Origin of the sequence: Mycolicibacterium confluentis, assembly GCF_010729895.1 — a bacterium.
In the GTDB taxonomy this organism is placed as follows: Bacteria; Actinomycetota; Actinomycetes; order Mycobacteriales; family Mycobacteriaceae; genus Mycobacterium; species Mycobacterium confluentis.
In genome coordinates this window covers 2882125-2895618 of record NZ_AP022612.1, presented here as the reverse complement: position 1 = coordinate 2895618, position 13494 = coordinate 2882125, and the positions used below count along the sequence as shown (strand labels likewise).

The 13494-nt window shown below is 67.5% G+C and carries 17 protein-coding genes; 13 read left to right on the top strand and 4 right to left on the bottom strand.

What is annotated here, in order from left to right:
* Window positions 1-13: 13 nt before the first annotated feature.
* The 4 genes from pdxS to G6N34_RS13400 all read left to right on the top strand — a co-directional run bounded on the left by pdxS (window position 14) and on the right by G6N34_RS13400 (window position 3236).
* Window positions 14-931 (top strand): pyridoxal 5'-phosphate synthase lyase subunit PdxS, encoded by a 918-nt coding sequence (gene pdxS / locus G6N34_RS13415; protein WP_163645387.1) that lies wholly within the window; start codon window positions 14-16, stop codon window positions 929-931.
* Between the two features lie 9 nt (window positions 932-940).
* Window positions 941-1783 (top strand): acyl-CoA thioesterase II, encoded by an 843-nt coding sequence (gene tesB, locus G6N34_RS13410; protein WP_085151462.1) that lies wholly within the window; start codon window positions 941-943, stop codon window positions 1781-1783.
* Window positions 1780-2379 carry a pyridoxal 5'-phosphate synthase glutaminase subunit PdxT gene (pdxT, locus tag G6N34_RS13405; protein ID WP_085151463.1) on the top strand — a complete coding sequence of 200 codons (600 nt, stop codon included), beginning with the start codon at window positions 1780-1782 and terminating at the stop codon, window positions 2377-2379. The genes tesB and pdxT overlap by 4 nt, the downstream gene beginning before the upstream one ends.
* Before the next feature lie 101 nt (window positions 2380-2480).
* Window positions 2481-3236: a YebC/PmpR family DNA-binding transcriptional regulator gene (locus G6N34_RS13400; protein WP_085151464.1), complete on the top strand. Its 756-nt coding sequence runs from the start codon at window positions 2481-2483 to the stop codon at window positions 3234-3236.
* 2 nt (window positions 3237-3238) lie between these two features.
* Here G6N34_RS13400 and G6N34_RS13395 read toward each other — a convergent pair whose 3' ends face one another.
* The 4 genes from G6N34_RS13395 to G6N34_RS13380 form a co-directional block, all read right to left on the bottom strand.
* A complete protein-coding gene (locus tag G6N34_RS13395; protein ID WP_085151465.1) occupies window positions 3239-4087 on the bottom strand; it encodes an AMP-binding protein in 849 nt (282 codons plus the stop codon).
* Between the two features lie 9 nt (window positions 4088-4096).
* Window positions 4097-4444 carry an AMP-binding protein gene (locus G6N34_RS13390; RefSeq protein ID WP_085151466.1) on the bottom strand — a complete coding sequence of 116 codons (348 nt, stop codon included), beginning with the start codon at window positions 4442-4444 and terminating at the stop codon, window positions 4097-4099.
* Window positions 4441-4617 carry an AMP-binding protein gene (locus tag G6N34_RS13385; protein WP_109788447.1) on the bottom strand — a complete coding sequence of 59 codons (177 nt, stop codon included), beginning with the start codon at window positions 4615-4617 and terminating at the stop codon, window positions 4441-4443. Before G6N34_RS13385 ends, G6N34_RS13390 begins: the two co-directional genes overlap by 4 nt.
* Before the next feature lie 65 nt (window positions 4618-4682).
* Window positions 4683-5654 carry an AraC family transcriptional regulator gene (locus G6N34_RS13380; protein ID WP_234812854.1) on the bottom strand — a complete coding sequence of 324 codons (972 nt, stop codon included), beginning with the start codon at window positions 5652-5654 and terminating at the stop codon, window positions 4683-4685.
* Between the two features lie 39 nt (window positions 5655-5693).
* Between G6N34_RS13380 and G6N34_RS13375 the strand changes: the two genes are divergently transcribed.
* The 9 genes from G6N34_RS13375 (at window position 5694) to G6N34_RS13335 (ending at window position 13066) form a co-directional block, all read left to right on the top strand.
* Window positions 5694-6692, top strand: coding sequence for an SDR family NAD(P)-dependent oxidoreductase (locus tag G6N34_RS13375; protein ID WP_085151468.1), 999 nt, complete (start codon window positions 5694-5696; stop codon window positions 6690-6692).
* 366 nt (window positions 6693-7058) lie between these two features.
* Window positions 7059-7340, top strand: a complete 282-nt coding sequence (locus tag G6N34_RS13370) for an FmdB family zinc ribbon protein (protein ID WP_109788448.1) — start codon at window positions 7059-7061, stop codon at window positions 7338-7340.
* An 11-nt stretch (window positions 7341-7351) separates the two neighbouring features.
* Entirely contained in the window at window positions 7352-8608 is a 1257-nt protein-coding gene (fmdA, locus tag G6N34_RS13365) for a formamidase (protein ID WP_085151469.1), read from the top strand.
* A gap of 22 nt (window positions 8609-8630) precedes the next feature.
* On the top strand, window positions 8631-8981 hold the full coding sequence (locus G6N34_RS13360) for a hypothetical protein (protein WP_179965752.1): 351 nt from the start codon (window positions 8631-8633) through the stop codon (window positions 8979-8981).
* Between the two features lie 74 nt (window positions 8982-9055).
* Window positions 9056-9628, top strand: coding sequence for a crossover junction endodeoxyribonuclease RuvC (ruvC, locus tag G6N34_RS13355; RefSeq protein ID WP_085151470.1), 573 nt, complete (start codon window positions 9056-9058; stop codon window positions 9626-9628).
* Window positions 9625-10218: a Holliday junction branch migration protein RuvA gene (gene ruvA, locus G6N34_RS13350; RefSeq protein ID WP_085151471.1), complete on the top strand. Its 594-nt coding sequence runs from the start codon at window positions 9625-9627 to the stop codon at window positions 10216-10218. The genes ruvC and ruvA overlap by 4 nt, the downstream gene beginning before the upstream one ends.
* Window positions 10215-11279, top strand: a complete 1065-nt coding sequence (gene ruvB, locus G6N34_RS13345; protein ID WP_085151472.1) for a Holliday junction branch migration DNA helicase RuvB — start codon at window positions 10215-10217, stop codon at window positions 11277-11279. The genes ruvA and ruvB overlap by 4 nt, the downstream gene beginning before the upstream one ends.
* Window positions 11280-11369: 90 nt before the next feature.
* Window positions 11370-11666 (top strand): CDGP domain-containing protein, encoded by a 297-nt coding sequence (locus G6N34_RS13340; RefSeq protein WP_085151473.1) that lies wholly within the window; start codon window positions 11370-11372, stop codon window positions 11664-11666.
* Between the two features lie 542 nt (window positions 11667-12208).
* Window positions 12209-13066 carry a flotillin family protein gene (locus G6N34_RS13335; protein ID WP_085151474.1) on the top strand — a complete coding sequence of 286 codons (858 nt, stop codon included), beginning with the start codon at window positions 12209-12211 and terminating at the stop codon, window positions 13064-13066.
* Window positions 13067-13494: the final 428 nt, after the last annotated feature.

The window sequence follows — 13494 nt, the reverse complement described above, 5'->3', positions numbered from 1 at the left end:
GGAGAGATAGCCAGTGGACAGCTCGGCTCACAACAATGGGTCGGCTAGCGGCCAGACCGGTACTGCGCGTGTGAAGCGCGGTATGGCGGAGATGCTCAAGGGTGGCGTCATCATGGACGTCGTCACGCCGGAGCAGGCCCGGATCGCCGAAGGTGCCGGAGCAGTGGCCGTCATGGCCCTGGAGCGAGTGCCCGCCGACATCCGCGCCCAGGGCGGGGTGTCGCGGATGAGCGACCCCGACATGATCGAGGGAATCATCTCCGCGGTGACCATCCCGGTGATGGCCAAGGTCCGCATCGGACACTTCGTCGAGGCGCAGATCCTGCAGAGCCTTGGCGTGGACTACATCGACGAGTCCGAGGTGCTCACCCCCGCCGACTACACCCACCACATCGACAAGTGGCGCTTCACCGTGCCGTTCGTGTGCGGTGCGACCAATCTCGGTGAGGCGCTTCGCCGGATCACCGAGGGCGCGGCGATGATCCGCTCCAAGGGCGAGGCCGGCACCGGTGATGTGTCCAACGCGACCACCCACATGCGCCAGATCGGCGGCGAGATCCGCCGGCTGACGTCGCTGTCCGAGGATGAGCTGTTCGTGGCGGCCAAGGAACTGCAGGCCCCCTACGAGCTGGTCGCCGAGGTGGCCCGCGCCGGGAAGCTGCCGGTGACGCTGTTCACCGCGGGCGGCATCGCGACGCCTGCCGATGCGGCGATGATGATGCAGCTCGGTGCCGAGGGCGTGTTCGTCGGCTCGGGCATCTTCAAGTCCGGCGATCCGGCGGCCCGTGCGGCGGCGATCGTCAAGGCCACCACCTTCTACGACGACCCGGATGTGCTGGCCAAGGTCTCCCGTGGACTCGGTGAGGCGATGGTCGGCATCAACGTGGAGGACATCGCGCAGCCGCACCGCCTCGCCGAACGCGGCTGGTAACGCCGGCGGATGGCGATCGAGGAGATCCTCGACCTCGAACAACTTGAGGTCGACATCTATCGAGGAGGCGTGTTCAGCCCCGAATCCGGCTTCCTGCAGCGGACTTTCGGTGGTCACGTCGCCGGCCAGTCGCTGGTGTCGGCCGTGCGCACGGTGGACCCGAGTTTCCAGGTCCACTCGCTGCACGGCTACTTCCTGCGACCCGGCGACGCCCGGTCACCCTCGGTGTACCTGGTCGAGCGGATCCGCGACGGCGGGTCGTTCTGCACCCGCCGGGTCAGCGCCATCCAGCACGGCCAGACGATCTTCTCGATGTCGGCGTCCTTCCAGACCGATCAGAGCGGAATCGAGCATCAGGACGCGATGCCGGCCGCACCGGGACCCGACGACTCGCAGGGCTTCCGGTCCGGCGGGGCGTTCGACGACGCCGGCTTCGCGCAGTTCGACGAATGGGACGTGCGGATCGTCCCGCGCGATCGCCTCGGGGTGCGCGAGGGCGAGGCGTCGCAGCAGCAGGTGTGGTTCCGGCATCGTGACCCGCTGCCGGACGACCCGGTCCTGCACATCTGCGCCCTGGCCTACATGAGCGATCTGACCCTGTTGGGTTCCGCAAACGTCAACCACCCCGCGGAGCGCGGACACCTGATGGTGGCCTCGCTGGATCACGCGATGTGGTTCATGCGCCCGTTCCGGGCCGACGAATGGCTGCTGTACGACCAGACGTCGCCGTCGGCGTGCGGGGGGCGCGCGCTGACGCAGGGCAAGATCTTCAACCAGTACGGCGAGATGGTCGCGGCGGTCATGCAGGAGGGCCTGACCCGGTACCAGCGCGGCTTCACTCCGGGCCAATGAGCGCGCCCCTCGTTGGGGTGTTGGCCCTCCAGGGCGACACCCGAGAACACCTGGCGGCGCTGCGTGAGGCGGGCGCCGAGGCAGTCACCGTGCGTCGCCGCAGCGAGTTGGACGCCGTCGACGCCCTGGTGATCCCCGGTGGCGAGTCGACCGCGATGAGTCATCTGCTGCGTGAGTTCGAGATGCTCGAACCGCTGCGGGCCCGATTGGCCGCAGGGATGCCGGCCTACGGTTCGTGTGCCGGGATGATCCTGCTCGCGTCGGAGATCAACGACGCCGGAACCCCGGGGCGCGAGGCACTGCCGCTCGGTGGAATCGATATGACGGTGCGGCGCAATGCGTTCGGCCGTCAGGTCGACTCATTCGAAGGTGATCTCGACTTCGTCGGCCTCGACGATCCGGTGCACGCGGTGTTCATCCGGGCACCGTGGGTCGAGCGCGTGGGCTCCGAAGTCGAGGTGCTCGCCCGCGCGGCCGACCACATCGTCGCGGTGCGTCAGGGTGCGGTACTCGCGACGTCCTTCCACCCCGAGATGACCGGCGACCGCCGAGTGCACGCCATGTTCGTCCGACTTGTGGAGTCTCACCTGCGCTGAGCGCCGTCAAACTCCGCAAGTCGGCGCGGTTCGATGGAGCCGTAAACGTCCACGTAGACTCGTCCGGCAGACTTCGCCGTCGACGAAAGAGGACTTGCACCATGAGCGGCCATTCCAAGTGGGCGACCACCAAGCACAAGAAGGCCGTGGTCGACGCCAAGCGCGGCAAGATGTTCGCCAAGCTGATCAAGAACATCGAGGTCGCGGCCCGTGTGGGCGGCGGTGACCCGGCCGGCAACCCGACGCTGTACGACGCCATCCAGAAGGCCAAGAAGTCGTCGGTGCCCAACGACAACATTGAACGGGCCCGGAAGCGTGGCGGCGGCGAGGAGGCCGGCGGCGCGGACTGGCAGAACATCACCTATGAGGGCTATGGCCCCAACGGTGTCGCCGTGCTGATCGAGTGCCTGACCGACAACCGCAACCGGGCCGCCGGTGAGGTGCGCGTCGCGATGACCCGCAACGGCGGCAACATGGCCGATCCCGGCTCGGTGTCCTACCTGTTCTCCCGCAAGGGCGTGGTTACGCTGGAGAAGAACGGCCTGTCGGAGGACGATGTGCTCGCGGCCGTACTCGAGGCCGGCGCGGAGGAGATCAACGACCTCGGCGACAGCTTCGAGATCATCTCCGAGCCCACCGACCTGGTCGCGGTGCGCACCGCGCTGCAGGAGGCCGGCATCGACTACGACTCGGCCGACGCCAGCTTCCAGCCGTCGGTGACGGTGCCCGTTGACCTCGAGGGCGCCCGCAAGGTGCTCAAGCTGGTCGACGCCCTCGAGGACAGCGACGACGTGCAGGACGTCTACACCAACATCGACATCCCGGACGACGTCGCCGCCCAACTCGAAGAGGACTGAGCTCAACTCACCGAGCGGGTGCGACCCTGCCAGTGGGGTTCGCGCAGGTCCTTCTTGAGGACCTTGCCGCTCGGGTTGCGCGGCAGTTCGTCGACGAAGTCCACTGAGCGTGGGCACTTGAAGCGGGCGATCCGGGCGCGGCAGAACTCGATGAGTTCGGCTGCGTCCGTGGTCCTTCCGTCCCGCAGGACGACGACGGCCCTGACCGCCTCGCCCCACCGTTCATCCGGCACCCCGATGACCGCGGCGTCGGCGACGGCGGGATGCTCGAACAGTGCGTTCTCGACCTCGCGGGGATAGATGTTCTCTCCGCCGGAGATGATCATGTCCTTGACCCGGTCCTGGATGTAGATGTAACCCTCGTCGTCCATGCACCCGGCGTCACCGGTGTGCATCCACCCGTCGGCCAACGCCTGCTCGGTGGCCTCGGGCATCCGCCAGTACCCGCGCATCAGTTGCGGACCGCGGGCCAGCACTTCGCCGATCTCACCGACACCGACGTCGGCTCCGCTGGCGTCGGCGATGCGGATCTCCGTGCCCGCCAATGGTCGTCCCGCGGACAGCAGAAGCTCGGGCGCACCGGCCAGCGCGCGGACATGGTCCGCCCGCGTGAGGGCGGTGACGACGGCCGTCGTCTCGGTCATGCCGTAACCCTGCGCGAAACTGCACCCGAACACGTCGACTGCGCGCCGCAGCGTCTCGACGGCGACGGGCGAGGCGCCGTAACCGACGTACCCGAGATCCGGGTACGTCAGGTCGGCGACGTCGGGCGCACCGACCAGACAGGCCTGCAGCATCGCGGGCACCAGAACGGTTGCCGTGATGCGCTTCTCGGCCAGGGCATGCACCACGGCATTCGGTTAGAAATCCTCCATGAGCACCACGCTGGCGCCGACTCGGGTCGCGCAGAACAGGTTGATGCAGGCGGCCGCGTGATACATCGGGGGGCTCAGGAGGAACCGATCGTTGCGGGTGAGCCGCAGCACCTCGTTGACCTGTTCGATGTTGGCGCAGACCGCCGAATGCGTCAGGACCGCGCCTTTGGGCCGGCCCGTCGTCCCGCTGGTGTACATCTGATAGAGGTCGTCGGCGGGGTGCGCGACGTGGCTCGGCGCCGTGGCGTCCGCCTCCCGGACCCAGTCGCCGTAGCCGGTCCAGCCGTGGGGGACCGCCGCGTCGAGCGCGACCCAGGTCGCAATGCCGCTCAACTCCTCGCGCAGTGGCGCTGACCAGGTTCGACGCCGCTGCGCACCATGGCGTTGGCCAGCCGGTTCACCTCACGCGCAGCGTCGTTCCAGGTGAGCTCGCGCCCCTCGAACTCCAGATAGGGCGCGTCGGGCTGCTCGCGGGCGAAGTAGTCGAAGAAATCGTGCAGTCGCATCGTGGGCCCCGCCCTGCCGGCTGTTTTCGACAGTCTGGCACCACGGCGTCGGGCGGCGAGTGGAATCACACGATCGAATCGGCCGAGGCCAGCTCCCGCGCTTTCGAGTTCAGTCGATAGTGCAGCGGTGCCATCCCCACCTCGCGTTTGAACGCGTTGGAGAATGCGCTTTCAGACGCGTAGCCGAGCTCATAGGCCAGGGCGCCGACGCTCGCGTCGCCGTCGCGCAGGGCACGTTGCGCGAGCAGCATCCGCCACGTGCTCAGGTACGTCATCGGCGGGACGCCGGCTGACTCGCGGAACCGCTCGGCGAACGAGGTCCGAGACATCGCCGCGAGCCGCGCCAGTTCGGCCAACTGCCAAGGCTTTCCGGGGTGGGCGTGCATGGCGGCCGCCGCGGGGCGCAGACGTTCGTCGGTGAGCACCCGCAGCAGGCTCGGCGGCACCGACCCGGTCCGGTCGAGGTGAGTCCGCAGTACCGCCAGCACGAGCAGTTGGGTCAGTTGGCCGACGGCGAAATCCCTTCCGACGCGGTGGCCGGTGATCTCGTCGTAGACCCGCGCGGCAAGGTCGTGGAGGTGTGAAGCCTCGGCCGCGGAGGCCCGCACGTGCAGCATCGGTGGCAGGGCGGTGCGCAACAACTGCCGACCCACGTCGTTGACGCCGACATGACCGCCCAGGAGCACGTCCTGTTCGCCGTTGCCGACCCGCACGAATGACTCGGTTGCGCTCAATTCGAACCTGATCGGAACGGCATCGCCGGGTGCATTCGACAGGGTCACCTCGCGGCGATGGTTGAGGATGACGACGTCGCCAGCGCCCACCTGCACAGGGGCCACGCCGTCGGTCTGCACGCGGAGTCCGCCGCGCACGACCGCGATGAACTTCAGTGGTTCGGTGATCTCGGTGCTGGTGGTCCACGCGCCCCCGGCCGCCACGGCACCGGAGATCACGCCGCGTGCCTCGACGAGACGCAGCACCTCCGAGAGGGGGTCGGACGCCGGTTCCGGACGATCACGCATGTCTTGCGGACTCATGACGATGGGAAGTCCCTCGGCGCGGACGTTATTCCTGGCATGACGAACACACAGCACCCTCTCGGTTCAGGATTCACTGCAGCATCAACAGCCACGGACGTTCTCACAGGCATCGACCTCACCGGACGGCAGGTCGTCGTCACCGCCGGGCACGTCGGACTCGGGTTGGAGACCACTCGAGCGCTGGCGCGCGCGGGCGCCTCGGTGGTGGTGGGGGCACGCTCACCCGAACGCGCCGCGGCCGCCGTGGCGGGCCTGCCGGGGGTCGAGGTCCGACCCCTGGACCTGATGGATCCGGCGTCGGTCGACGCCTTCGCCGCCGGCTACCGCGACTCCGGGCGGCCCCTGCACATCCTGGTCAACAACGCCGGAATCATGGGAGGTCCGCTGGTACGCGATGCCCGCGGCTACGAGGCGCAGTTCGCGACCAACCATCTCGGCCATTTCCAGCTGACAGGCGCGCTGCTGCCGGCGCTGCGTGCGGCGTCGGGCGCGCGAGTCGTCGAAGTCTCGTCCTGGGGGCACCATCTGTCCGACATTCGTTGGGACGATCCTCATTTCGACGACGAAGACACCTATGACGGCATGGTGGCGTACGGACAGTCGAAGACGGCCAATGTGCTGTTCGCCGTCGAACTGGACCGGCGGTGGTCCGACGACGGAATCCGCGGATATGCCCTGCATCCGGGTGGCATCCTCGGCACCAATCTGGCGCCCTGGATGCCTGACGAGGGATGGCAGGCCATGGGGCTCATCGACGAGCACGGCAACGTGGTCAACGACCCGGACCGGGACCTGAAGATTCCGGAGCAGGGCGCCTCCACCAGCGTGTGGGCCGCCACGAGCCCGCTGCTCGAGGGTGTCGGAGGGGTGTTCCTGCAGAACAACGACATCGCCCCGCTGGAGGACATCGATTCGCCTCTGAGCATTGATTTCGGGTCCGGGCCGCTCCAGACGACTGTGGGTGTGACGCGCTACGCGGTCGACCCTGAGTCGGCGCAGCGCCTGTGGGAGCTCAGCGAGAAGCTGACGGTTTGAGACTGCGCACCCGGTGCGGGCGGCGTGTCCCCGTCGGGACGGGTCGCCCGCGCCGGCGTTTCGCCGGCGTCCTCCGGTCCCACAATCGGCGACTGTACGCCGAAACCGCATTTGGTCTTTCGGCCTGGGGGAGCGAGGCGCCCGCCGCCAAGGCTGCGTCGGTCCCGGGAAACCCCAGTCGGCCAACGCGTTCCGATCTCCGGCGGGTGCCCGCCGGTTGACTCATCCGACACCAGGGCAGAGCCCGGCGGTGTAGCCGGGCACAGCTGCACCGGTGCTGGCTGTCGGGTTCTCCAACTGCCGCGCAGAGTGCACTGTGACTGGGTAGGGTGGCTCTCGCGGGATTCCACACAGTGAGGAAACGCCTTGGTTCTCTATGTCTTTCGCTGCGAAGCCGGGTGCGGCACCACCGAGCAGAGGCACTCGATGCACACCCGTCCGGACGTGGTTGACTGCCCGGACTGCGCAGGGCCGGCCCGGCGGATGATGGCGACACCCCATCTGGGCGCCGGCGGCGCCGCGATGGCCCTGCAGGACGCCACCCGGGCCACGGCCGACCGTCCGGCGGTGGTCGGCGCGCCACCCCCCGCCGGGCGGCGGCGTCCGGTGAGCACCAACCCGCTGCACCGCAAGCTCCCGCGACCCTAGGAGGAGATCTCATGCCCGACGTCGTCTTTCCGCTGGACTCCACCAAGAAGTTCACCGAGCAGGAGAAGCTCGGTCACAACCGCTGGCATCCCGACATCCCCGCCGCGGTGACGGTCAAGAAGGGCGACTCCTTCCGGGTGCACTGCCGGGAGTGGTTCGACGGTGCCATCCACAACAACGACTCGGCCGAGGACATCCTCAACGCGCCGCTGACCACGGTGCACGTGCTCTCCGGTCCGATCGCCGTGGAGGGTGCCAAGCCCGGCGACCTGCTGATCGTCGACATCCTCGACGTCGGGCCGATCCCGCAGGAGGACTCCGGCCCGCTGGCCGGGCAGGGCTGGGGCTACACCGGCATCTTCCCGACCCAGAACGGCGGTGGGTTCCTCACCGAGCAGTTCCCGGACGCCTACAAGGCGATCTGGGACTTCTCCGGGCAGAAGGCCACGTCGCGCCACATCCCGGGCGTCGAGTTCACCGGCATCGTGCACCCCGGTCTGATGGGGACCGCCCCGTCGCGGGAGCTGCTGACGACCTGGAACACCCGCGAGGCGGCGCTGATCGCCACCGATCCGGACCGAGTGCCGCCGCTGGCACTGCAGCCGGAGCCGCGGGACGCCATCCTGGGCGGCCTGACCGGCGACGCGTTCACCGCGGCCGCCGCCGAAGCCGCCCGCACCGCTCCGCCGCGGGAGAACGGCGGCAACCAGGACATCAAGAACCTGACCAAGGGCAGCCGGATCTTCTATCCGGTGTTCGTCGACGGCGCCAACCTGTCCGTCGGCGACCTGCACTTCTCGCAGGGCGACGGCGAGATCACCTTCTGCGGCGCCATCGAGATGGGCGGCTTCATCGATCTCCGCGTCGACGTCATCCCCGGCGGTATGGAGACCTACGGCGTCAGCGAGAACGCGATCTTCATGCCCGGTAACACCGATCCGCAGTACTCCGAGTGGCTGGCCTTCTCCGGGACATCGGTCACCCTCGACGGCGAACAGCGCTACCTGGATTCGCACCTGTCCTACCAGCGCGCGTGCCTGCACGCGATCGACTACCTGACCAAGTTCGGCTACAGCCCCGAGCAGGCCTACCTGTTGCTGGGCGCCGCACCGATCGAAGGTCGGCTGTCCGGTGTCGTCGACATCCCGAATGCCTGTGCGACGGTGTACATCCCGACCGCGATCTTCGACTTCCCGGTCGCCCCGTCGGCGACCGGCCCGGTCAAGATCGACCCGGGCATCGGCGCGCCGCACGCGTCGTTCGGCTGACTGGACCCCTAGGCTGTCGCGCGTGCCGAAGGTCACGGACGCCGACGGGGTGCGATGGTCGGTGCGCCGGCAGTGGATGCCGCTGCTGGACTACGTCAACATGGCCTCGTGGGGAACCGACTGGTTCGGCGTGTTGAATTTCGTCGTCGCGCTGCCGTTCATCCTGGCCTGGCCGTTCTGGCTGCTGGCGAAGCTGTTCGGCGTGCCGTGGCGGGTCCTGGTGAAACGCGACGGCGAGGAGGTCACGGTCGAGAAGGTGGCCGGCTGGCGCGCGTCGGGCCGGCGAATCGACGAGATCGCGCACGGCATCCGGGTCGTCGGCAGGGTTCCGGAACCGGGGGAGCAGCTGCCGGACCTGCGGCCATACACCTGAGGTGTGTCGCGGCGCCGCCGCCTCCTCGTCGCCCGCTAGGCTATCGAACAAATGTTCTCGTCGAAGGGGCTGCGGTGCGGGTGATGGGAGTCGATCCCGGGCTGACCAGGTGCGGGTTGTCGGTGATCGAGAGCGGACGCGGGCGCAACGTCATCGCCTTGGACGTCGACGTGGTGCGCACCCCGTCCGATGAGCCGCTGCACCGCAGGCTGCTGACCATCAGCGACACCGTGGAGCACTGGATGGACACCCACCTGCCGGACGTGATCGCCATCGAGAGGGTGTTCGCCAACCAGAACGCGAACACCGCGATGGGCACCGCGCAGGCCGGCGGCGTCATCGCCCTCGCAGCGGCCAAGCGTGACATCGAGGTGTATTTCCACACTCCCAGTGAGGTGAAGGCCGCCGTCACCGGCAACGGACGAGCGGACAAGGCGCAGGTCACCACAATGGTCACCAAGATCCTTGCGCTGCAGCAGAAGCCGACGCCCGCGGATGCGGCGGACGCACTCGCGCTGGCCATCTGCCACTGCTGGCGTGCGCCGATGATCGCGCGGATGGCCGCGGCCGAGGCGATGGCAGCAGAGCAGCGTCGCAAGTACCAGGCCACGCTGAAGGCCAAGGCCAAGGCCAAGGTGGCGCAGTGATCGCCTCAGTGCGCGGCGAGATCATCGACGTCGCGTTGGACCACGCGGTCGTCGAGGCCGCCGGGGTGGGCTACAAGGTGATGGCCACGCCGTCGACGTTGGCGACACTGCGGCGCGGGACCGAGGCGCGCCTGATCACGGCGATGATCGTGCGGGAAGACTCGATGACGCTGTACGGCTTCGCCGACGCCGACGCCCGTGACGTGTTCACGACTCTGCTGGGGGTCTCCGGTGTGGGGCCCAAGATCGCGCTGGCGACATTGGCGGTCTACGACGCCGCCACACTGCGCCAGGCTCTGGCCGACGGTGACATCTCGGCGTTGACCCGGGTGCCGGGCATCGGCAAGCGGGGTGCCGAGCGCATGGTGCTCGAACTGCGCGACAAGATCGGTGCGTCCCCTGGGGCCGCCGCGGCAGCCGGTTCGGGTGGGCATGCGGTGCGCGCGCCCGTCGTCGAAGCGCTTGTCGGCCTTGGCTTTGCGGCCAAGCAGGCTGAGGAGGCCACCGACAAGGTGCTGGCGCTGGACCAGGAGGCCACCACGTCGAGCGCGTTGCGGGCCGCATTGAATCTGCTGGGTAAGAACAAGTGAGCCGCTTCGACGACGAGCAGGACGACACCGAGGACCGCGAGGTCTCGCCCGCGCTGACGGTCGGCGAGGGTGACATCGACGCGAGCCTGCGGCCGCGGTCGCTGCGCGAGTTCATTGGCCAGGCCCGCGTGCGGGAGCAGCTTCAGTTGGTGCTCGAGGGCGCCAAGAACCGTGGCGGGACACCGGATCACATCCTGTTGTCGGGTCCACCCGGCCTGGGCAAGACCTCGCTGGCGATGATCATCGCCTCCGAACTCGGTTCGGCCCTGCGGGTGACGTCGGGTCCGGCGTTGGAGCGGGCCGGGGATCTGGCGGCCATGCTGTCCAATCTCGTCGAGGGCGACGTGCTGTTCATCGATGAGATCCACCGCATCGCCCGGCCCGCCGAGGAGATGCTGTACCTGGCCATGGAGGACTTCCGCGTCGACGTGGTGGTCGGCAAAGGCCCTGGCGCGACGTCGATTCCGTTGGAGGTGGCGCCCTTCACCCTGGTCGGTGCGACGACCCGCTCGGGCGCACTGACCGGTCCGCTGCGCGACCGCTTCGGGTTCACCGCCCACATGGATTTCTACGAGCCGTCCGAACTCGAACGCGTGCTGGCCCGCTCGGCGGGCATTCTCGGGATCGAACTGGGGGCCGATGCCGGGGCCGAGATCGCGCGGCGCTCCCGCGGCACACCACGTATCGCCAACCGTCTGCTGCGCCGCGTGCGTGACTACGCCGAGGTCCGGGCCGACGGCATCATCACGCGCGACATCGCCAAGGCAGCGCTGGAGGTGTACGACGTCGACGAACTGGGTCTGGACCGCCTGGACCGGGCCGTGCTCTCGGCGCTGACCCGCAGCTTCGGCGGGGGACCGGTGGGGGTGTCGACCTTGGCCGTGGCGGTGGGCGAGGAGGCCACCACGGTCGAAGAGGTCTGTGAACCGTTCCTGGTGCGCGCGGGCATGATCGCCCGGACCCCGCGCGGGCGGGTGGCCACCGCATTGGCCTGGACGCATCTGGGCCTCACGCCGCCGGCGGGGGCTGTGGGGCTGGGGCAGCCGGGGTTGTTCGAGTAGAGCCGCGATTCAAAACGCGACGCACGCCAGTTGTCCACGCGGTAGCGTCGTTGATCGCAAGTACCCCGTAACGCACTTGGCGGCGAACCCATGAAGATCTGCACGGTCGGAGGACTGGCTGTCGCGTTGATGGCCGGAGGGCTGATCGCCGCTGCGCCGCCGGCCAGCGCCGGCTGCCTGTACGGCGGACCCGTCATCAGCAAGTGCGACGGTCCGCTCCAGCCAGACGGCACCTGGGAGCGTTGTGTGGCGATCTACAGATACGTGCCCAGCGGGCTCAGTTCCCACCTGGTGCCCGTCAATCGCTGCGGCCTGATGGGGCCTGGGCACCAGTACCCTCCTGGGGATTTCGACTTCATCGAACCGCCGGCGCGCATCGAGGGCTGACGAGCGGGGTTGTCAGGGGCGGGTCCAGCGCCGACAAGTATGTTCGAGCGGCCGAAGTTCAAGCCGCCCCACCAACGGGTGGTGTCCAACACCGCCCGCAGGCATCACAGCCTAGGAGATTAGTAGAAGATCCGCCTCTACATCTGAGAAGCCACCAAACTCATGGTGGACGCCAGCGGCGATTACTTCACCAACGACACCGTCAGCATCCGCGCCGAGGGACGCTCGGCGTAGGCCACCTGATGCCGTCCGCGTCGGCTAAAGCCGACTTCACACCATTATCATGAACGACAAGCGGGACGGCTTCGTGACGGTGGAATAGGCGGCTGGCGAGATGGCCGTCACCGAACAGCTTGTGCGCCAACCGGTTCGATAACGTGTGCTGCGGTCACGCCCGTTGGTTCGGGGTATTTTTCGTGCTGCCGGCCACCACTAACCACAACTAGGCTCAGTGGCCGCGGCATTCCTGGTCGTCTCCCGCGGTCACCGCAATACTCGGCATGACAAGTCGCCTGTCGAGCCAGTGCGCTAGATTCCCGCCCATGAATGCTTGGGGGAACTTCTCGCAGCGGTGGCGGAAGCGCTGGTCCGAGGACAAAGGCGATGTCGCCGTATTCTCTTCTGTCTTGGTGGTCGTCCTCTTGGCGGTCATTGCGCTCCAGGCAAGTGAACTGCGCCAACGCTATCCAGTCATCACGTGGGGGAGTGTCTCGGACGCGTTCGCCGCAGTCGGGACCATAAGCGCCGTCATCGTGGCGTTGTGGCAATCGGTTGTTATCCGGCGACAGGCCAAAGATTCCGCCAAGGAGGCCGCAGACCGTTTCGAAGACGAGATCAAAGCAGCGAGCGCACGCACCCGCCAGGAGGTGGATGCTGCAGAACAGAGATCGCAGCGTGAGCAGCAGGCCGCGGCCGAACGTCACGAAGCTGAGTTAGAAGTCCAGCGCGAGGTTGCACGTACTCAGCGGGTTCATCTACGTGAACAAGAATTTAAACTGGCGTTGATCCGCGTATCTCGGGCCGCAAGCGCGTACACGCACGAACTGGCAACCATGGTGGAGCAGACCGGGCGTGTGGTCAACATGCCAACCCGACAGGAAAGAGCCGACGCGCTCCGACCCATCAGCAAGAAGCTGGGCGCACTTGCCGAGGATTTGTCGGTGGAAATCTCGGGAGCGCACATGCTGACCAATAATGACGAGCTCCACAACGCGCTTGACGCAGTGAACGCTGCAGCGATGAGTGGCCCGCTGAGTGAGAGTAACTTCCGCAATACCGTAATCATGGAGGGGCAGGATCCCGACTACACTCCGATTTTCATGCTGATGGAGCGATTGCACCGTGTGATTGGGGATGCGCGGCGTATGGCAGCGGAGCTACTGCTCACCGGATGGGACTGATTGCTGTCCCACTGTTGGAAGGGCCGGGGGTTGGGTCGAAACTCGGCTCGGCTTGGCTCGCGCCGCCCTTGCCGCCCGGTAGGGGTCTTCCCCGCCGGAAAGCGAATGCGTCACCCCTTTTCGGTGATGCTGAGGCGCGGGATATCCGCTGCAGGTGTCGACACTCAAGGTCGAATAGATACCCACTGGACACGCGGGGCAGTAAGGGATCCACCGCTGTTAGGGGGTACGCCTGGCGAGTCCCCGTTTCTGAGTCCACCCGTTTCTAGAGTCGGGTTGGTGTGATCCAGATTCAGTTGATGCTGCAGGCCATCGGGGTGTGGCTACACCTGCAGACCGCAGCGTACTCGGCCGGTGTGCGGTAGCCCAGGGCCGAGTGCCGGTGGCGGTGGTTGTGGTCGTGGCGTGTTCCCACTGACTGAGTCCAA